A 19515-nucleotide genomic window follows, 5' to 3' on the forward strand; every position below is an offset into this window, starting at 1 on the left:
TACTATGTATCCTATGTATAATGTAATGCTAGTGGATGACGAACCTATTGTTAAAGTCGCGCTCAGAACCATGATTCCATGGGAAGAGCTTGGATACATGATCTGTGCTACTGCCTCTGACGGAGTTGAAGCCTTAACACTTGTAGACAAGTTTAATCCCCATATCATCATTACAGATCTCAAAATGCCTAATATGGATGGTCTGCAGCTGATAAAAGAACTGAATAACAGAGGGTTTGCAGGAAAAATTCTGGTGGCGAGCAACCACGGGGAGTATGAGTTAGTTCGTGAAGCCTTAGTGCTTGGGGCTATAGATTATATGCTGAAGATTAGTATGAAAACGGGGGATTTGATCCATTTGCTGGAGAAATCTACGAAGCTAATTCAAGAGCAGCTTCAATCTAGGCAGCAGCAGGAGACCCAAACACAGTTATTACAGCACAATTTAAAAAGCGTGAAAAATGCGCTGCTAAAAGATTATTTCACCGATCCTTATTACGATGTGCAGCAGCTTGATCAGCATGATGCTATAAGTTTCGCTTTCAGCGAAAGCAGCTGTTATTTATTCTACGTGACTTTTGAGCAGAATAACGCCACCCAAAACGAAAGACAAAATCACATCTCCGTATCCTTTATTGAAAACATTATCTTGGATATCTTGGAGACCGTAGATCAGTTAGAAATTATTCAGCTAGAATCTAATGGGCTGCTGCTTCTAATCTCCTGTGATACCTTAGACGATCATCAAATTATCCGCACAGACTTTATCCAGAGGGTCATTCGGTTAATCAAAATGTATATTTCTATCACCCCTACTATTGTTTTTTCTGATCCTGTACGGGGATATGCTGAAGCAAAACGAACTCTAGAGCGATGTAAAGAATCCTTGCAAATCCAATTTTACAACGAAATAACGATTATAGATCCAAAGGATGTCCATTTAAAGGATACGCTGGACTTCGAGGATGTACATGATTTCTCGACGCAATTAATTCAGTACTGGAAGCTTTCAGGGGTTGAAGCCGTTAATCAAGCAACTCAGCAATTTCTCGACACCTGTAAATCCAAGCAAATTAATCCTGCTGAAACCAAAAAGTTCATCGTAAATTGTCTGCATTATCTTCCCTTATGCGATGCTCATCTCATTGTCGAGGATCCGAAGCTTTTGAAGACCTATATAGAAAATATCGCCAGCAGTAAACGTACCACTGACGTTCTATCTATAATGGAGCTTGTGTTCCAACTATTCTCCCATCAAAAGCAACAGATCGTAACTACACACAATAGAGATGTTAAACAAGCGATTGACTATATCAACACACATTATCAGAAGAAGCTCACCTTATCTCTGATTGCCAAGCATGTCAACTTAAGTGAGAACTATCTGTCCAGAATCTTCAAAGAAGAAGTGGGGCAAAGCATCATTCACTACATTAATACTGTGAAAATGGAAAAAGCTGCAGAATTAATACTTAAAGGGAATCCATACATTAAAGAAATTTCCACGCAAATCGGTATACACGATCAATTTTATTTCACCCGGTTATTCAAAAAACACTTTGGTGTTAATCCTAGTGAGTATAAGAATCACGTTCAGGCCACGCTTGGTTCAGAAAATTAAGACCATTCAAACTCTTTTTATGATCCTTTCACAACCTGAATGTTATTGATGAACCCTTCTTTAGGTGCAAATATGGAATTAAACAACAACTCTTTGTTTAACCGCTCCAGCTGCAGAAGATGATGACGATAGTGCATTTCAATAAGTAGGAACCATTCCTCCGCGCATAGTCCACCAAATCGCGGGTGAGATACGGTATTTTGTTTGGACGCTTTTTCAAGAGAGGGTTCGATCTCTCTCATTCTTTGAATGACTGTACGTAACCCTTGAATTAATTGTTCTTTGCTCTCCGGCTGCTCCGGCGTATATTGGGCGGAAGGCGGAACCTGAATACGAATGGGCGGAAAGCTTCCTTGCGCAAATATAGCCGCACCATCCTCAGTTTTCCCCACATGAGCTACTAAGGGATCTTGGTCTAGCACAAGGCATTGATCAATATTACGAAGCTGCATATACAGCGCCGAGTTAATGAGATGCTGAAACATCTGTCCGATGGACCAGGCGTTTTCACTCGGCTTTTGCTTCAACTGCTCCAGATTGAATCGCTCCAATTCTTGAATATAGTATGTCGCAGTTTCTTCAAATCGTTGTAAGACTTCTTTTGTTGTAATCATCATATATCAGCTCCTGTAGTCATTGATGGTCCAAGTATACAAAAACGCTACTGACAGCGTTATGTCAGTAGCGTTTTAACATTATTTCTATTTCATTTCTAACCTGATCACGGAAAGATTCGGGCTCCAGCACAACCATACCGCCTCCCCAGCCAAGCACCCATTGCAGCAATTCCCCTGGCTCGCGAACGCGAAAAGTAACAAGTACCCCCTCCGCATGCTCCTCAATAGTTTCCATATAGAAATTATTTGATTCCCTTACCTTATCGGCTATGTCAGCTTGGACTAAGATAAGCACATGAACGTTGCGATCATCAGGAGGTTGGTATACCTCCAGATGAAAATCTGCTGGCAGTATAAATTCATCTTCCAGATTAATAAGCTCCCTCATTCGGGATAACCGGAAATGACGGATGTCTTGACGCAATTCACACCAGGCGATGAGTACCCATGACCCGTGATGAAGCACAAGTCCATAAGGAGCAACCGTACGAATACTTTGACGGTTCCCATCGGCTTCGGCGATTCTTTTGGAATAACGAAATCTTATTTTCCTTCCCTCCAATATCGCTCCACGAATGGCTTCCAAACATGCCTTCTCTTGTATGGGTGCTATATCTTCTGCGGATGCAAATAAACGAAAACTTTTGCGAATCTGTGATGCTTCACTGCGGATAGCTTCCGGCAGGATGGCTTCTATCTTTGCTTTAGAACTTCTAGCCTTATTACCATAGTGTGCATCAAACCGCTGCTCGATAAAATCAGTTCCGATAAGCAATGTCACTGCTTCGTCCAGCGTGAAACTAACGGGTGGCAGGAAATACCCCTCGATTAAGGAGTAACCCTGCCCTGGCGCTCCTATAATGGAAACGCCCGCTTCACTCAGTGCCTGAATATCCCGATAGATCGTTCTTACGCTCGTTTCAAACGTAGCAGCCAAATCCTCCGCCCGCAACATTTTGTTACGCTGCAGTTCAAGCACTATAGCTAACAACCGGTCCATTTTGTTCATACGACTCCCCCTCCCCGAACAATCTCATCAACAGCTCGTCGATACCCACCCGAGTTCCGAAACGATTCACTGATATTGGAGACAGCTTTTTTATAAGATAAATCGCTTAATATATGATCTACTGCTTCTCGTAGTTGAGTTGCAGTTAAACTTTGCATTTGTAACTTAATGCCTGTTCCGACATGGACGACTTGATCCGCAATTATTGGCTGATCCGCACTTTGTGGAATTACAATTAGCGGAACCCCGTAATAAAGCCCTTCATTGATACTGTTCATTCCACCATGTGTAATAAATAACTTTGTGTATTGCAGTATATCCGTTTGTGGAACATAATTTTTCACGAAAAAGTTTTGCGGAATTCCCCCTAAATCAGTGATTTGGACTTTATCTCCAATTGACATCACAATAGTGTGCTCCGTGTTCCCCAATGCTTCAATACAAAGTTTATAGAATTCAATGGCTTGGTTAAAAACTGTGCCGAGTGAAATGTAAATTGGACTTTTCCCCTTAATTGCCATGAGGTCGAAGTTTTCTGGAGCTAATCGTGAAGAGATGGAGGGTCCTACAAAGATATAAGACGGGTCGAAAGCTTCTCCCTCAGGTTGAAACTCCCTAGTTGTATAAACGATAGTAAGTGGGGCAGGATTACAAAACACTTCATAAGGGGATTGGATGTCCACATCATATTTGCCCTTCACCATTTGCGTCAAGCTTTGGAATTTATCCTTTATAGGATTAGTTACTTCTGCAGGAACTGTAGTATAAAATTGTTCTAACATTTCATCGAATGCTGCTTTTGTCTGCGCAAAAGAAGTACAGGAGCTAATGGCCGGAAGCCTAAGAATTTGAGCTAACAAACGTCCACAACCAAACATAGAATCATGGATGATGTAATCAAAATGCTCCCCTTTGATCTGTTCAAGAACGCTTGGAATAACTATATCTGCCGTAAGTAAAAGACCGTTGATTCTTTCGAGTACATAATTTCTTCCACCTGAGATAAAAGCTTGTATAAATTTCTGATCGTCAAATGTTCGTACTGTAGCCCCCGTCATCTCCATACGTTCTCTATAAGCTTCTATACAAAAGTACACTACCTCTTCGCCACGAGAAATAAGCTCTTCCACAACGCCAATCGTGGGATTAATATGTCCCTCTGATCCACCATTAATAAATAACACACGCGCCAATTGTAATCCTCCTTAACTATAAATCATTTTTATATTAGATATTATAAACATTAATTTTACTTATATCGCTCTAAAAGGGTATAGTAATATAGGTTTTAAAACCATTTTAATAATATAGAGTATACCCTTATTAGAGGAGAGATCATATTGGAAAGAGTAGTTGGAACAGTTGTACGTGGACTTCGCGGACCTATCATTAACAATGGGGATAACATTGAAGAAATCGTAGTTCAGACGGTATTGAATGCAGCAACAGTCGAGGGTTTTTCGATCGAAGATCGTGACATTGTGACCGTAACTGAATCCATTGTTGCTCGGGCGCAAGGAAACTATGCAACGATCGACAATATTGCTGCTGATATAAAGGGGAAATTCGGCGAAGAAACTGTAGGGGTCATTTTTCCAATCCTTAGCCGTAACCGGTTTGCTAACTGCTTACGCGGTATTGCCAAAGGGGCACAAAAAGTAGTCCTAATGTTAAGCTATCCAGCTGATGAAGTAGGCAACCACCTTGTAGACATCGACGAACTAGATGCTAAAGGTATCAATCCATGGACAGATGTATTAACAGAAGCTCAGTTCCGTGAGTTTTTCGGCTATATTAAGCACCCATTCACAGGTGTTGACTATATTGAATATTATAAAGGTTTAATTGAAGCTGAAGGTGTGGCTTGTGAAGTCATCTTCTCCAACAACCCAAAAACCATTTTAAACTATACAAAAAATGTATTAACTTGCGATATTCACACTCGCTTCAGAACCAAACGCATTCTCACAAACAATGGTGCTGAAAAAGTATTTGGTTTGGATGATATTCTTACACAATCAATCGATGGCAGCGGCTTTAACGAAGCTTATGGTCTGCTAGGATCAAACAAAGCTACAGAAGAAAGTGTAAAGCTATTTCCAAACAACTGCCAGCCTATCGTGGATGGTATCCAAGCAAAAATCAAAGAAATTACAGGTAAAACTGTAGAAGTTATGGTTTATGGCGATGGAGCATTCAAAGATCCAGTCGGAAAAATCTGGGAGCTCGCAGATCCAGTTGTCTCCCCTGCTTACACTGCCGGACTTGATGGAACACCAAATGAAGTAAAATTGAAATACTTGGCCGATAACAACTTCTCTCATCTTCGTGGTGAAGAGTTAAAACAAGCCATTTCTAAATACATCCAGAATAAAAATGATGATCTAGTTGGTGCGATGGAAGCCCAAGGGACTACACCTCGTAGATTAACTGACCTGATTGGATCATTATCTGATTTGACTTCTGGTAGTGGCGATAAAGGAACACCAATGATTTATATCCAAGGTTATTTCGATAACTATACAAAATAAGAGTAGTACAACAAAGGGAGTCTCTAAACGAGGCTCTCTTTTTTACTTTCTGGGTTATAATAAAAGCAAACAGCGGCAGGCGGAGGATACTATGAACATAAGAAGGATTAAATATTTTATCGATCTCGTGGAATGCAGAAATTTTACGGAAACAGCTAAAAAGAACTATGTTTCGCAGACCACCATTAGTCAACAAATCGCCGCGCTTGAAGAGGAATTCAACATTCAATTAATTGACAGAAAGCAGATCCCTATTGAGCCAACCAAAGCCGGATGGCTTTTCTATGGCGAAGCCCTCATCCTCTGGAAGCAATATAATCATATGAAGCTGAGCATGGAAAACTTTCAAAAGTATAATACGCAATCCCTGAGTATCGAATATGCGGCGATGACGGATATCCAAAGTTTGTTGAAATTGATTCCCTCGTTTCAGGATCATCATCCGAATATTAAGCTGGAACTGAATAAAGTATTGCTAAAAGATATTGCAGAATACTTGCTAAAAGGGATTTACGACGTGGCTATTGCCTTTGATTCCGAGTTTCAGGGAAAAGAGGACATTGTAACCTATCCCTTATATATGGGACGTTATTGTGCGGCTGTGAGTCATCACCATCCTCTCTTTCATCATGAATCGATCGCCAAAGAGGAGTTATATGAACATCCGCTAGTCATGCTGAATCCAACAGTTATTGGAAACTCTTATCATCTAATGATCCAGCATGCAATTGAAGACGGCTATCAGCCGAACATTCTTCGAACCGCAGACGATGTGGAGACAGAATTGTTTTATATCATCACAGAGAATTTGATTGGCTTTTTCCCGGATAACTATCAGCTCGCTTATCTTCAAGATGAAGTCCGGCTAATTCCTTTAGATGATTCACACCATACCTTTGCAATCGAAGCAGGTTATCTCAAAAATAATACAAACCCGGCCTTGCCCTCCTTCCTGCAACAAATCCAAATTGGATTTAGCAATCGACCATAAGTTTTATGTGTTAGACTATGTTCTTTTTTTCACATACTATAAGGGTATAAATCATATCCACAAGGAGTGACAACGATCATGGGTAAATTATTGTTGACTGGTGTCGATGGAAATCTAGGGAAGCAAGCTGCGGAATACTTGTTGGAGCTGGTAGATAAAGACCAAATCATTTTTTGCGCTTACGATCCGGCATGTTTGAAAGAATATGCGGAACAAGGGATTGAAACACATGTGACCAACTTTAATAACAAGGAAGGCCTTGCCGAAGCTTTTGCTCATGCCGATAAACTCGCTCTAATCTCCATGCCTTTTGTTGGAGAGAAACGTCAAAATGCACAAAAAAATGTGGTTGATGCTGCCAAAGAAGCTGGAGTCAAACAGATCATTTATACTTCTTTGGTCAACGCAGCCGATGAAAGCAATCCAAGCGTAGAAAAAATTGACCATGTGTATACCGAACGTTATATTCAAAGCGTTGAGCTAGATTATATCTTCCTTCGGAATTCCCAATATGCGGAAGCCATGATAACCAATTACTTTACGTATGTGAAGGGTGACGGGGTATTAACAAACAATCAAGGTGACGGTAAAATGGCTTATATCTCGCGGAAGGATTGCGCAAAAGCCGTTGCGTATGCCCTAGCCTCCAATAACTATCAGGAAGCGATTCTAAATATCAACGGGCTTGAATTGATGACAATTACCGACTTCATTAAGATTGGTAATGAAGTAACGGGCAATCATATCACCTACAAAGAAAACACGGACGAAGAAAATTATGCCGTATTCGAAGCAATGGGCGTGCCTAGAACCACCGATGGTGCATTTAAAGAAGGCTCCGAAGCCCCCTTTTCTTCAGAAGGTATGGTTACTTTTGGACAAGCTATTCGTGAAGGAAAAATGGATGTTTATACGGACGACTTCAAACAACTTACTGGTCAAGACCCTTTGACCGTGAAATATATGTTTGAACATGCCGATGAATTCCAGGTTGGCGAAAGACACTCTAAAGACAATTAAAAGCTGCCACTCTTACTTCTTAGGCTAAATCACCCCCGTTTATTTAACGGAGGTGATTTCTTTTATATTGAGCGTGGCACAAAAACTCCGTAAAGCTCAATCATATGCTCGCCCTGGAGATAATTAGGGAATTCCTCCCTGAAATTCGACTGATTTGACGGTAAATCTTGATATTGCTCTGTTTTTAGGAAGTTATTCCTTAATTTCATTCATTTAGAGCAATTATCGGCTTTTATTAGGGAAGTTTTCCCTAATCCTCCATCACAGTATAGATAGAACTGGCCAAGTATATCGGTAAACTCGCTGTAGAACAAAATGCACCTTTAACCGTACGGATGAACATCCGAATGGCTAAAGGTGCATTATCTTTATCTCTGTCTACTTTTTAATTAGAGTTAGTTCCAGATCTCTTCAGCAATTTCTTTAATATAAGCAAGCTTACGCCATTGCTGCTCTTCAGTCAGGTGGTTGCCTTCTTCCGTGGAAGCAAAGCCACATTGCGGGCTAAGGCAAATCCGGTTTAGATCAACATATTGCTTCGCTTCCTCAATACGCTTCAGAATATCCTCCTTGCTTTCAAGCTCACCAAATTTGGATGAGAACAGACCTAACACAACCTGCTGATTGTCTTTCAAGAAGCGCAATGGCTTGAAGTCGCCTGCACGTTCGGTATCAAACTCCAGATAATAACCCGAGTAGTTATTGATATTAAGAAGCGTTTGCGCGATAGGCTCGTAGCCTCCACCTACTCCAGCATAAGTCGAAACATAATTGCCCCGGCATACATGGGTCGTTACAACAAGATCTTCCGGCAGACCGGTTACAACTTCCTCATTCAATTTTGCAAGTTCGCTTGCATATTCAGCTACGTTCACGCCAATCTGATTCATAAACGCTATAAACTGTTCGTCGCAAAGCGCTCCCCACGTACAATCGTCGATTTGAATACTGCGGCAGCCCGCTGCATAGAAGGCAAGAATCGATGCTTTGTATGCTTTGGCAATATCCGAGATAAGCTCTTCGCGATTCGGGTATAATTCATTTGTGCTTTCTTTGTTTTCCGCCCGATCTAGCTCGAACAGGAATTGTGCAGCCGCAGGAATCGATTGACGCGCAACAACGTCCTCACCAGCAGCATCTTTTAAAAATTCATAATGCGAAACAAAAGGATGGCTGCTGTAGCTTATTTTCCCGGTCAGTCGGGCTGTTTCTGGTCTGGACTCTGCACCGTTAAATTGGTAACCTTGATCAATAATTGTCCGATCTACACCGTCAAGTCCCCAGAAGAAGTCGAGGTGCCACCAAGAGCGGCGGAATTCACCATCGGTTACCGCTTGAAGACCCACCTCTTTTTGTTTCTGCACGAGCTTAACGATTTCGTCGTTCTCTACTTCCTTCAACTGCTCGGCAGTAATTTCACCATTCTTGAATTTTAATCTAGCCTCTTTCAACGCTTGGGGGCGCAGGAAGCTGCCCACGATATCATATCGAAATGGAGTAACGGTTCGTTTTTGGGGTTTGGTCTGAATGCTCATATATTAATCTCCTCGTAAACAAATTATTAGAATTAATATAGCATAACCGACTGACTATACCGATCTACCAATGCGCTATGGCAGGTTATAAGTATTAACTATAGCTAGATTCAGCGTGATAATTAGAAGGGCATGCCAAAAAAGAAAGAGGCGCATGAGTAGCGCCTCTTCTTTAACAAATCATATCGACGGATATTACATAGTAATTAAACTCCGCAGTAACCTCGAACCCAACCGACTGATATAGGGATAATGCATTTCTATTTTGAGTGACCACGCTAAGACGAATCTGAGTATTCTTCTGATCTCGCAAGATTTTAACTACCTCTGAAAGAATTTCACGACCGTATCCTCTGCCTTGACACGAAGGAAGCACACAAAAATCATGTATAACCGCAGTATTTGTATCTAAATCATTGACTCTGATCATCCCAACCGGAATCATGTTGTCCACAGCAATGTAAGTAATCCGTGCCGGTTCTCTTGTACGAGTTAAATAATTCCTAGTCCAGGACTCTGAATCACCAAAGGCTTGTGATGAACATTTAACCATGAACTCTAAATCCAGATCTTCTTCCAATCGCACAACTAAACCGGAGTGGCTTGATCCAGCGATTTGTGCCCGATTAAAAACCATGAGGAATTCAGACGGTGCAGCACTTGCCCCTAAATACCGTATATAATCCATCCCTGATTCAGAATTAGAAGGTATCCTAAAACGGCAAGTTTGTATGCCTTGCATTTGCATATCTGATGTGGCACAAGAATGCCTCATCTCCGTCTATCTCCTTAAGGCTTTCTACACCCACCCTCAAACTTGACTTGTCGGACGTCTTGCAAAGGTGTTCTAATATTCGGATTTGGTCAATGTAATGCTTTGAAAAGTCACTCATTGTACTAATGTTATATTCTTGCATCCAGTACCCTCATTAAGAAGGAAATACGCAGTTTATGGACGAGTAGGCGTTATCCTTCTAAATTCTGTCCACTTAATGATAGTTACCAATGGAACCGCCTCCTAAAAGTCAATATCTTCACTCTAAACCAGGGTAATCATAAAACAAACCTTATAACTAAAAAAATGACTGCAATTATAACCACAACGATCAACAGATTGGTTACCTCGCTCCAAAATCCAGGAACGCCTTCAGTATGATATTTTTGCGCATTTACATCATGGTTTGCTTTATGGCCTCCAGGGTCCGTCATATTGGGATTAGGTCCTGAATTAAAAAAATCAGACATAAAAACAACTCCTTTCCATGATTATAAACCATATTATACCAGTCCATTACCATTTAAACGACAAATTAATGCCACATTCAGTATATCGTTTGTCGGAGGACTTTAGGGAGATTTTTGACAACCCTATCGTAAGAGTGATCAATCATTAAATAGATATCCGACTCTGGTAAGGAGCCATCCAAAACAATCGTATTCCAGTGTTTTTTGTTCATGTGGTATCCTGGCCGAACGCTCTCATGCTGCTCTCGCAAGTTCCCTGCAATCACCGGATCACATTTTAGATTTATGTAAGCATAATTCCCCTTATTCTCAAAAATAAGCGCGAACATTTTACCGGCAATCTTAATCACCAATGGATCGAATCCGAAAGGATAGTCCTTTGTTGCTCCGCTCTTTTTTAAACAGTATTCAATAATATTATGGGTCAAAATCAGTCCCTCGCCTTCTCAGCCTAACCAATTTGGGAATAAAAATAAGATAAGTGTTCCTTTGATAAGGCTTTATCGATTAGTTCTTTATCATAGCTATTTTTTTGTAATGCAGCGATAATCGCTTGTGTCCTATCTGATCTTTTTCGTCTTAAATTAGATTCCAACTGTATTTCTAGCGGAACCGTAGGAATAGTATACGGTCCGATATCCACGTTTTTGAAATGGCTCCAAATGAATTGTCCACCTTCCCATATCCCATCACCATCCATAGAATCAGGAATTCCAGCTGAATTGGAAATATGAACAACCTCCACCTTAAATCCATCGATTATCCAACTCCCTTTTGTCCAAGAAAATCCCGAAGAAAAGGTTTGAGTGAATGTAGGTTCTTCTAAAGAAGATAACCAGTTATCCCCATGAGGAAATTCACATTTATCCAAAAGGGAAAATCCTTTAAGAAGTTCTGCAAATTGGTCAATCCCTTCCTTATTCCTTGTATAAATATCAACGTCTCCTGGGGTCATTTCACAGCCCTGAAGAACCGAACCGACCGAGCCAACCAAGATCCATTCTAAATTCGAATTCATTTTGGATGAAAAATAAAGTTCACATACCTTTGACAAAGCTTTTTTCCAGCTATACATAACTTCACCCCAAATTAACTAGTAAGTTCAAGTGCACGAAACCTGAATAACCTCAAATACGTTAAAGTATTATACAAATCCACAGGAGGTTTTTAAAATGAGATACAGTGCTGCAGGCGCACCAATAATCTGTCCTTGCTGTCAAAACGATACTTTTGATCTGGATTATAAACTGCTTAACACAAGCGGCGCATCATTTTTAGGCTTTGACTGGGCGAACAAAAACGCTGCCATCCTTATTTGTAAGCGATGCACCCATATTTCATGGTTTATGAAAGAACCAACATCTGATTAGTGTTTGGTAGAAATAAAGTATTAGACTGGATCCATTAAAAGAAGCAGCGGCGGACCAAGACTTGATAAATAAAGTCTTAGACTGCCGCTGTTGTCGTTCCATTAACGTTCCACGTGAGCGTAATCACCTTAAGTGAAAAGTCATCTTACCGTCTGGTAAACGAGACCTATGGCTCCAGAATCAAAGGTCTTGTTTTCAATTAGCTTAAGATTTCTCTTCTCCTTGAGACCTTGGAATAATGGCAATCCCTTACCGATCAGGACGGGAGAAACCGTAATTTTATACTCATCAATTAAATCAAGCTGCATAAGGTAGTGTGCGAATCTAGGACTGCCGAGGATGACCATATCCTTGCCGGGCTGCTGTTTGAGGTTATTGATCTCTTCCTCGACAGCTTCCTTCACAAGTCTGGAATTATTCCATTCGACTTTCTCCAGCGTCGTGGAAAAAACGATTTTGGCTGTCTTTTCGATCCACTCGGCATGATTCCGCTCATACTGCGAAGCTGATGGGTTCGAAGGGACTGATGGCCAGTAACTGTGCATCATCTGATAAGTCCCGCGTCCCCAAATGACAGTGTCGGCAGTACTCAGAATTTCTTTCGCATGGTTCTCCAAATCAGCATCGTAGGAAACCCAGCCAATGTCCATCTCACCATTCGGCCCTTCTACAAAACCGTCAAGCGATGCGTGAAGAAATAGAACGAGTTTTCTCATTTTCAGTTCTCCTTTATTCATGAGGGGTATCTACATTAGACATTAACTACATTTTAGCAGATTTCTACTTGGGTTGTTTCTTATGGATTGCTAATCTCAAACGCTTTTTTCTTCACTTTGGTATTTTTATCCACATTAACATATTAGCAAACGTACGTTCGTTTGTAAATGCACCTTTTTCTAATTTTCAATTCATCTTTCATTTCTTTAGAGCCGGCATTTTCCTGTGTTTCGTTTGTTGTTCGAATGCAAATGCAATCCGAATGAGTGTCGGTTCACTAAATGCCGTTCCTGCAAATGTGATCCCAAAGGCTCTTCCATTCTCTTGAAAGCCTGCGGGCACTGCTATAGTTGGATAACCTGCTCTAGCACTTAAATCAGCTCCGACATAAGCAGGAAACAGGATTGCATCCAATCCATACTTTTCTAAAGCATGATCGATCCCCATATTTTGCGAATAATATAAGTCAGAGATAGACTCTACTATATATTCCGAATGATTCAACGGTTTATCTAGCTGTGATCGATAGTTCAGCATATCTTGTCCATATTTCAAAGCCTTTTCCGAATTCCGCTCGTTCCATTCCATCAATTCATTTAGGTTATGGACAGGAAGTTGAGCCGGAAGGTTATATAAGTAATTTTCAACGGAATGCTTAAATTCAAGATTCATTTTGTTATATTTCCACTCTCTATGGAACGATGGAATATCTATATCTTCTATTATGTTGGCTCCAGAACCTTTTAATTTAGCCACAGCATCATTAAATAAATGTTCATCATATTCACCCATGTCACAATAATTCTTAGGTAGAGCATTTCTAAAAACGCCTATGGTCGCTTTATTTAATCCGTCTTTATCCAAAAATGCTGTGTAGTCCATAGTAGAATATTCATTTTTCCAAGTAGCAGGATCACTTTCATCTTTTCCCGTAAGCGCATTTAATAAGATCGCAACATCTGTCACATTCCTTGCCATAGGTCCAGCTGTATCCTGAGAATATGACCATGGAATTATGCCTGATCTACTTATTAGACCTACAGTTGGCTTTAAACCAACAATTGCGTTTTGCACAGCTGGACTTAAAATAGAGCCAGACGTCTCTGTCCCCACGGCTACTGTTGAAAAGTTGGCTGCAACGGAAGCGGCAGAACCCGTACTGGAACCTCCCGGAAAATGATCACCGTATGGATTTTTGGTTTGTCCTCCTATTGAGCTATACCCAGCCCACATGGATGATGACATCCCATTTGCCCATTCCGTCATATTTGTTTTTGCAAGTATAATGGCCCCAGCATCCCTTAGTTTTTGGACAAGAAAAGCATCGTTCGAGCTAACATGGTTTTCCAAAGCTAATGCGCCCGCAGTTGTATGCATTTTATCATTCGTTTCAATATTTCCTTTCAATAATACAGGCACACCATGTAGAAGACTTCGTGCTCCGCTTAATTTCCTTTCCTGATCTAATGCCTCGGCAATATAAATCGCATCTGGATTCATTTCCATAATAGAGTTTATCATGGGACCACTCTGGTCAAACGTTGCTATCCGATACATGTAATACATAACAAGTTCCCTAGAACTAACATCCCCTCTATCCATTGCATCCTGCAGTTCGAGTATCGTTATTTCTTCACTCTTTATTTTTGCTAATTCGAAGATATGTTCCATGATAACTCCTGCTTTCCATTTGGGTCATTTATGTAATAGTGTCATGTTCATATATTTTAGTGGGCCGTCCCCACTCGAAGTTATCCAGACCTATCTCCTTAAATCCATATTTCTCATAATAAAGAATATGATCCGTCGCCAAGTAGACTTTTGCATAACCTAGTTGCCCAGCTATTTTTCTGGCATGCTCCAACAAAACGGCTCCCAGTGCTTTGCCCCTCTCACTTTCGTCAATAAACAATGGCGCAATCCAAGGTGATAAATCTTTTCGAGTTATAAATTCCTGCTCAATTAATTGATAAAACCCGATGATTACATCATGTTTCAACAGCAAAAATGTAAAAGGGAACTCCTCATCTTTTGAGATTAAACTTTCTTGTATATTGGGGAGCACAGCTTGTTGTACTTTTGGCCACCGTTTTTTGACATACTCAATAAGCTCATTTTGACGAAGAGGACATTCTTGTAAGGATTTAATATCTAGCATCTAACCATCCCTTCTTGTAAAAAGAAATTCCTATACCCATGCCTGCTCTCACAATAGTCATCCACCAGCTCTCAAAATGCAGAGCAGCAAGCCCCGAGTGGGGCTTGCTGTAGGTTGTAAATACTAAAGTAGTTTATAACGCTGGTTCACTTCATTACTTGGAAACCGGTGTATAGATCAGGCAGCGCAGAGTCTTCTCCGGATAGCGCAGCTCTACCGTGTAGGAGCTACCGTCTTTCAGTTTGACCAAGACCGCTACTACTCCGCTTTTGTCATATGCACTGTCTTTAATGATAGATGAGCTGGTTATCGCACGGGTCTCGCCCTGCTTGTCCACCACAATGGATTTAGCGGCTTGAAGCCAGCTGGAATCCTGGCTAATCTGTTTATTCATAGCTGCTGTAATCGGCGTTCTCTTATAGGACAGGTCCACTATCGTGGTATCAAGTACGGTCCCGCTCTTTGCATCCACGAACGTATTATACATGAAATAAGACTTATCCTGAGCCCGCAGTGTCTCTGCACGGTAAGGTAGAAAATTAACGAACCATTGCCCTTTCGAATCAGGAAAAGGTTTATAATATGAGGTCTGAGCCTGCAACTTTGAGAGATCGACACCGAATAGACGGCTTACGCTCTCTTCTGCTCTGCGTAGGGCTTCATCCTGACTGATGTCCTTCTTATCTGGCTGTGCCACGACAAGATTGAGGCTTACCACATAATTAAAGCGATAATTCCAGTCGATCAATTGCAGCATTTCTTCATCAGTCAGTTCGCGCTTAGGAATTACATAGGTAAATTTGCTTTGATCCAGATAAAATTCGGAACTCCCTGATTTCAAAGGTAGCTTCTGCTGGGGCCGTAAGCCATCGTACTTGTATTGATCATCCAATAACATCCGCCGCTTATTCTCCTGGTCCGTAAATTGCCGCGTAAGCTGTTCATCCTTGCCAGTGAGCCTGGCCTTCTCTGCATACTCATTAATCTGCTTAATTTCTTCAGCAGTGACTGTGCGCTCAAAATACGACTTGATCGTCGAGACCGGTGTTTTGGTTGCAACCTTAAGTACCGGGATCTGGCTGCTCGCCAGTTGAACAGCTGGCTTCTGGTTGAGTTCTTGCGTGTAGGAAACGTCCGCTTGAGACACATTCTGGTTCACTGTAGTATAAGCGACGATTTTGGGCACTGCCAAAGCAGTGAGGGCTAGCAGACCACCGGAAATCGCGATCACCCCGAGGGCTGATTTCACATTTTTACTCTTCATTTCTCATAACCTCCATAGTGTAAGTGGGCTTGACTTACATGTACTTTAAGATACGAATGTTATAAAGTACGAAGCCCCTTGTTATGAAGTTGTAAAATCATTTACAGACTCGTTTTAAATATTGGAGCCAAGCAACAGATCAAGAATTGGGAAGCATACGCTGCCCATGTTGACATAGTCACAATTACTCATAACAGAAATAGCGATTTTTTTATCGGGAAGCAGGAACAAATTACTCAAGAATCCAGTATCCCAGCCGGAATGTGAGAGAATACGAGAACCCTTATATTCTCCTAGAAACCAGCCTAACCCTATCTGTGCATTTTCCGGATCATAGCCCGTTTGTGCATGAGGTTTCCACATTTCATTATAGCTACCTGGCTGGAGGACTTCATTGCCGTTCCCGGCTGTTCCACCGTTTAGATGCATCAGCAGATATTGGCACATATCTTCGGCATGGGTATATAAAGTGGAGCTAGGTGCATGGGCCCTGTTATATGGAAAAACACTACTAACGCAGCCACCACATTCATGGGTAGCTCCAAGCACATGAGGTGCAGCAATATAAGCTTCAACCTCCTGTTTAAGAAAAGAACTGGACTGCATTCCTGTCGGTTTCAGAATATTTTTTTCCATATACTGCTCGAAGCTCATATCGCTGACTTTTGCTATCATATCTCCCAAGATCTCATATCCTATATTACTATAGGCAAATTTCTCTCCCGGTTGGCTTAACAGCTTGTGGTGACCTATCCCTTTTACATATCGTTCAAGACTTTGCTCGTCGTATTCAGGGCGGTCCCACGCGTAATCTTCCTCATCAGGCATACCGGAGGTATGATTCATAAGCTGTCTTATTGTTATATTTTGATACCGCTCATCCTCTAACTTAAAATATGACAGGTATTTAGTGATGGGAGCATCCAATTCTACCTTACCACGCTCAACTAATTGCATAATGGCGGTTGCTACGAAGGTTTTGGAGACAGAGGCTTGGTGAAACAAAGTGCCACGAACAACAGGATCACCCGTCGATAAATTTGCCGTCCCATATTCACCAGTAAACAGAACTTGGTTGTCCTTTACGATTCCGGCCGCTAATCCCGGAAACTTTTCATTTTCCACAGACTTGATTAGCATTTCATGCAAAATATCCTCTATCTTCTGATTCGTGTACATTTTGACCTCCCCAATGACAATAAAGCACCATTTCCAATAAATTCACCCATACAAATAATAACATCTTATCGACCCTTTATCTGGTAATAAATAATTATAATCAAATAAACAGGTGCTTACTTGAAAAGGCAGCAATTCATTCCCCGAGCTTCCGAGCCAGCCTCCAATTAGAGGACCCACAATGCGTGGTCTTTCTACCTTGCTAATAATATCCATGAATCGTCTTCGCCTGCCCTTCAACAATCATAGATTTTACGGCTGAAACAGACGGCTGCCGCAGCTTGATAACCTCTAAAGCCTCAGTAACAATAGCATCCGCGGCTGATTTCCGGGAAAAACTCTTCATACCCTGTACCTTTTCATCCTTGTACCCAAGATGTTCCAATCTCTGAAGCTGCTCTACTAACTGCTCCCCGTTTCGGGCAATCTCTATTAAATTGTGCTCAGACAACCATTCTGCATTGCCTGCCTCCTGACCGGGGAGCGGACGATAGACAATTACAGGAAGTGCTAGAGCCATCGCCTCAGTCAAGGTAATCCCCCCTGCTTTGGTCAACAGACAGGAGGATATGCACATTAGCTCCTGCATTTCTTCTGTATAACCCCGTATGTGAACCCGAGGATTCTCTTGAAAAAGCTCTTCCGTAGCCTTCTGGAGCTTATGATTATTCCCGCACAATACCATTACATCAAAGTTTGATTGCTGCAGCGCCTTTATTATTAAATGGTTAATATCACTCAACACGCCGTAAGCCCCTGCCGCAAGTAATAGATAATGCCGATTTCCATCTAGTCCATGCTTACGTAAAAGGGCTTCACGTTCCTGAGTCTGTTCAAAAGCTTCACGAATCGGAATCCCGCTAACCACAAGCTTTTCTTCAGCAATACCTAATGACATCAGTTCTGCTTTCATGCTTTCCGTAGCGATAAAATACTTTGTGGTTTGTGGATGAAGCCATCTGCCATGAACCACATAATCCGTCATGACAGTGAAAAGGGGGATCCGTCTCCCCTTTGTTGATGCAAGCTCTGCAGCGGCCAAATAAGGAAAGGTATGAATGATAATATCCGGTCCGATCTCGTCGATGATCTTTTGCACTTTTCGCTTGCCCATAGAATGAATCCATCTGCCCATGAACTGGTCTGGGTTCATCTTGCTCGTCAACTTGTACACTAATCCATAAAATTCTTGAGTATAACCTGTGCTGTTCAGGTAGAATCTGCGGGACAGCTCGTTCAGAGTAGGGTAGACTGCAGCGAAAAGATCCAAGGTGACAATCCGGCTGATCCCTCTACGTTTAAATGAATGATCAATCGCTTCTGCTACTTTGAGATGCCCGTCTCCAAATGCCGAAGTTACAATAAGCACTTTAGGATCTGTGTTCATGAGAAAGCTCCTTTTTCGCTTGGCCTTCTCTAACTCTAACTCTGAATCGTAAACAGATAGTGATGAGATCCTCAACAGAATATTAACTTCAACATTTTCTATAGCGCGAAGCAAACGAAGAAATCCGCAGAAAAAAACACAGTGTATCAACCTCCAGTAACGAGAGGATTAATGTTCTGTGTTTAGTTAAAGGCCAACTGGACCTTCTGGTGGGTTATGAGGAGCTACTTATGAAAAGACCATAATTGCTTTTGCGAAAATTTGTGAATGGAGTTTTTGTTTTTCATCCATGTATTTCCTTTCACTATTAAAATATAAACAGCTATGGCAAAATAAATTGCGCTCCAAATCCAGTCTGAGAGGGTTATTAAATGATGCTCATATAAGTAGTTGATGTACCAGATCCCCACCGGCAAATGTACAAAAATTGCGGAGACTAATCCTGGATTATACATGCTTTTTGCTCTTATATTAATGACGACTCCATGGAAAATGATTTGGAAAAAGCCCATTAAAACAGGTGCCATCCCCAGCCATACTACTGACGGGAAGAATACAGGGAGCAAGTAGAACACATAGGCGATGACCACATTAATAATCATTGCCGACTGTTTATTTAATGGATAGTTGTCAGGGGATTCACTTTTAAAAAGGGCTATATTGAATATGCCTGGAAAGTACCCTGGCCAGCGGTATTCCTCAAATTGATGAAGAAGGATCGCCACAAAGCTTAACCATAATATGCTGTTGATCCACGGTATTGTTTGCCAATTCATTAGAAGATACATGCATATAACAATGCCAATGAATAGTCCTATATCCTGCCAATATTTTCTTAAAAAATTCATTTAATCACCTCAATCTGAGTTTA

The 19515-nt window shown here is 41.3% G+C and carries 20 protein-coding genes; 5 read left to right on the forward strand and 15 right to left on the reverse strand.

The window, feature by feature from the left end:
* The first annotated feature begins 4 nt into the window (after window positions 1-4).
* Entirely contained in the window at window positions 5-1621 is a 1617-nt protein-coding gene (locus NST94_RS21575; RefSeq protein ID WP_339281252.1) for a response regulator, read from the forward strand.
* A 17-nt stretch (window positions 1622-1638) separates the two neighbouring features.
* Here the strand turns inward: NST94_RS21575 and NST94_RS21580 are convergent, their stop codons facing one another.
* The 3 genes from NST94_RS21580 to NST94_RS21590 all read right to left on the reverse strand — a co-directional run bounded on the left by NST94_RS21580 (window position 1639) and on the right by NST94_RS21590 (window position 4440).
* Window positions 1639-2232, reverse strand: a complete 594-nt coding sequence (locus tag NST94_RS21580) for a DinB family protein (protein WP_076130254.1) — start codon at window positions 2230-2232, stop codon at window positions 1639-1641.
* A 67-nt stretch (window positions 2233-2299) separates the two neighbouring features.
* Window positions 2300-3247 (reverse strand): YafY family protein, encoded by a 948-nt coding sequence (locus NST94_RS21585; protein WP_076130229.1) that lies wholly within the window; start codon window positions 3245-3247, stop codon window positions 2300-2302.
* Entirely contained in the window at window positions 3244-4440 is a 1197-nt protein-coding gene (locus NST94_RS21590) for a macrolide family glycosyltransferase (protein WP_339281253.1), read from the reverse strand. Before NST94_RS21590 ends, NST94_RS21585 begins: the two co-directional genes overlap by 4 nt.
* A 147-nt stretch (window positions 4441-4587) precedes the next feature.
* Here NST94_RS21590 and NST94_RS21595 point away from each other — a divergent pair, with 147 nt between their 5' ends.
* The 3 genes from NST94_RS21595 (at window position 4588) to NST94_RS21605 (ending at window position 7789) form a co-directional block, all read left to right on the forward strand.
* Window positions 4588-5778: a coenzyme F420-0:L-glutamate ligase gene (locus NST94_RS21595; RefSeq protein WP_076130227.1), complete on the forward strand. Its 1191-nt coding sequence runs from the start codon at window positions 4588-4590 to the stop codon at window positions 5776-5778.
* 91 nt (window positions 5779-5869) lie between these two features.
* On the forward strand, window positions 5870-6769 hold the full coding sequence (locus NST94_RS21600) for a LysR family transcriptional regulator (protein ID WP_339281254.1): 900 nt from the start codon (window positions 5870-5872) through the stop codon (window positions 6767-6769).
* 78 nt (window positions 6770-6847) lie between these two features.
* Window positions 6848-7789: an NAD(P)H-binding protein gene (locus NST94_RS21605; RefSeq protein ID WP_339281255.1), complete on the forward strand. Its 942-nt coding sequence runs from the start codon at window positions 6848-6850 to the stop codon at window positions 7787-7789.
* Window positions 7790-8184: 395 nt separating this feature from the next.
* Here NST94_RS21605 and NST94_RS21610 read toward each other — a convergent pair whose 3' ends face one another.
* From NST94_RS21610 to NST94_RS21630, 5 genes are all read right to left on the reverse strand, one after another.
* Window positions 8185-9324, reverse strand: a complete 1140-nt coding sequence (locus NST94_RS21610; RefSeq protein WP_076302690.1) for a 5-methyltetrahydropteroyltriglutamate--homocysteine S-methyltransferase — start codon at window positions 9322-9324, stop codon at window positions 8185-8187.
* Between the two features lie 172 nt (window positions 9325-9496).
* Complete coding sequence (locus tag NST94_RS21615) at window positions 9497-10066, reverse strand: GNAT family N-acetyltransferase (RefSeq protein ID WP_339281256.1); 570 nt, start codon at window positions 10064-10066, stop codon at window positions 9497-9499.
* A 311-nt stretch (window positions 10067-10377) separates the two neighbouring features.
* Window positions 10378-10569 carry a hypothetical protein gene (locus NST94_RS21620; protein WP_339281257.1) on the reverse strand — a complete coding sequence of 64 codons (192 nt, stop codon included), beginning with the start codon at window positions 10567-10569 and terminating at the stop codon, window positions 10378-10380.
* Window positions 10570-10646: 77 nt separating this feature from the next.
* Entirely contained in the window at window positions 10647-10997 is a 351-nt protein-coding gene (locus NST94_RS21625; RefSeq protein WP_076130222.1) for an MmcQ/YjbR family DNA-binding protein, read from the reverse strand.
* 23 nt (window positions 10998-11020) lie between these two features.
* Window positions 11021-11644: a hypothetical protein gene (locus NST94_RS21630; protein WP_339281258.1), complete on the reverse strand. Its 624-nt coding sequence runs from the start codon at window positions 11642-11644 to the stop codon at window positions 11021-11023.
* A 97-nt stretch (window positions 11645-11741) separates the two neighbouring features.
* On the opposite strand from NST94_RS21630, the gene NST94_RS21635 reads away from it, so the two are divergent.
* Window positions 11742-11939: a hypothetical protein gene (locus NST94_RS21635; RefSeq protein ID WP_076130220.1), complete on the forward strand. Its 198-nt coding sequence runs from the start codon at window positions 11742-11744 to the stop codon at window positions 11937-11939.
* Window positions 11940-12079: 140 nt separating this feature from the next.
* On the opposite strand, the gene NST94_RS21640 is transcribed toward NST94_RS21635, so the two are convergent.
* The 7 genes from NST94_RS21640 to NST94_RS21670 form a co-directional block, all read right to left on the reverse strand.
* Window positions 12080-12655, reverse strand: a complete 576-nt coding sequence (locus NST94_RS21640) for a dihydrofolate reductase family protein (RefSeq protein WP_339281259.1) — start codon at window positions 12653-12655, stop codon at window positions 12080-12082.
* 199 nt (window positions 12656-12854) lie between these two features.
* Entirely contained in the window at window positions 12855-14327 is a 1473-nt protein-coding gene (locus NST94_RS21645) for an amidase family protein (RefSeq protein WP_076184221.1), read from the reverse strand.
* A gap of 28 nt (window positions 14328-14355) precedes the next feature.
* The gene (locus NST94_RS21650; protein ID WP_076184222.1) at window positions 14356-14814 is read right to left on the reverse strand and encodes a GNAT family N-acetyltransferase; all 459 of its coding nucleotides are present in this window, start codon (window positions 14812-14814) and stop codon (window positions 14356-14358) included.
* A 154-nt stretch (window positions 14815-14968) separates the two neighbouring features.
* Window positions 14969-16078: a hypothetical protein gene (locus NST94_RS21655; protein WP_339281260.1), complete on the reverse strand. Its 1110-nt coding sequence runs from the start codon at window positions 16076-16078 to the stop codon at window positions 14969-14971.
* Between the two features lie 114 nt (window positions 16079-16192).
* The gene (locus tag NST94_RS21660; RefSeq protein ID WP_076184224.1) at window positions 16193-17257 is read right to left on the reverse strand and encodes a serine hydrolase domain-containing protein; all 1065 of its coding nucleotides are present in this window, start codon (window positions 17255-17257) and stop codon (window positions 16193-16195) included.
* A 202-nt stretch (window positions 17258-17459) separates the two neighbouring features.
* Window positions 17460-18644 (reverse strand): glycosyltransferase, encoded by a 1185-nt coding sequence (locus NST94_RS21665; RefSeq protein ID WP_339281262.1) that lies wholly within the window; start codon window positions 18642-18644, stop codon window positions 17460-17462.
* Window positions 18645-18868: 224 nt separating this feature from the next.
* Window positions 18869-19492 carry an HXXEE domain-containing protein gene (locus NST94_RS21670; protein ID WP_339281263.1) on the reverse strand — a complete coding sequence of 208 codons (624 nt, stop codon included), beginning with the start codon at window positions 19490-19492 and terminating at the stop codon, window positions 18869-18871.
* Window positions 19493-19515: the final 23 nt, after the last annotated feature.

Origin of the sequence: Paenibacillus sp. FSL H8-0282 (assembly GCF_037963825.1) — a bacterium.
GTDB classification, from domain to species: Bacteria; Bacillota; Bacilli; order Paenibacillales; family Paenibacillaceae; genus Paenibacillus_AQ; species Paenibacillus_AQ odorifer.

Bases quoted from the DNA above. Each gene is read 5' to 3' on its own strand.
- NST94_RS21575 (WP_339281252.1), top strand. From the start codon at position 5: ATGTATCCTATGTATAATGTAATGCTAGTGGATGACGAACCTATTGTT.
- NST94_RS21585 (WP_076130229.1), bottom strand. From the start codon at position 3,247: ATGAACAAAATGGACCGGTTGTTAGCTATAGTGCTTGAACTGCAGCGT.
- NST94_RS21600 (WP_339281254.1), top strand. From the start codon at position 5,870: ATGAACATAAGAAGGATTAAATATTTTATCGATCTCGTGGAATGCAGA.
- NST94_RS21605 (WP_339281255.1), top strand. From the start codon at position 6,848: ATGGGTAAATTATTGTTGACTGGTGTCGATGGAAATCTAGGGAAGCAA.
- NST94_RS21610 (WP_076302690.1), bottom strand. From the start codon at position 9,324: ATGAGCATTCAGACCAAACCCCAAAAACGAACCGTTACTCCATTTCGA.
- NST94_RS21615 (WP_339281256.1), bottom strand. From the start codon at position 10,066: ATGCAAGGCATACAAACTTGCCGTTTTAGGATACCTTCTAATTCTGAA.
- NST94_RS21620 (WP_339281257.1), bottom strand. From the start codon at position 10,569: ATGTCTGATTTTTTTAATTCAGGACCTAATCCCAATATGACGGACCCT.
- NST94_RS21630 (WP_339281258.1), bottom strand. From the start codon at position 11,644: ATGTATAGCTGGAAAAAAGCTTTGTCAAAGGTATGTGAACTTTATTTT.
- NST94_RS21635 (WP_076130220.1), top strand. From the start codon at position 11,742: ATGAGATACAGTGCTGCAGGCGCACCAATAATCTGTCCTTGCTGTCAA.
- NST94_RS21640 (WP_339281259.1), bottom strand. From the start codon at position 12,655: ATGAGAAAACTCGTTCTATTTCTTCACGCATCGCTTGACGGTTTTGTA.
- NST94_RS21645 (WP_076184221.1), bottom strand. From the start codon at position 14,327: ATGGAACATATCTTCGAATTAGCAAAAATAAAGAGTGAAGAAATAACG.
- NST94_RS21650 (WP_076184222.1), bottom strand. From the start codon at position 14,814: ATGCTAGATATTAAATCCTTACAAGAATGTCCTCTTCGTCAAAATGAG.
- NST94_RS21655 (WP_339281260.1), bottom strand. From the start codon at position 16,078: ATGAAGAGTAAAAATGTGAAATCAGCCCTCGGGGTGATCGCGATTTCC.
- NST94_RS21660 (WP_076184224.1), bottom strand. From the start codon at position 17,257: ATGTACACGAATCAGAAGATAGAGGATATTTTGCATGAAATGCTAATC.
- NST94_RS21665 (WP_339281262.1), bottom strand. From the start codon at position 18,644: ATGAACACAGATCCTAAAGTGCTTATTGTAACTTCGGCATTTGGAGAC.
- NST94_RS21670 (WP_339281263.1), bottom strand. From the start codon at position 19,492: ATGAATTTTTTAAGAAAATATTGGCAGGATATAGGACTATTCATTGGC.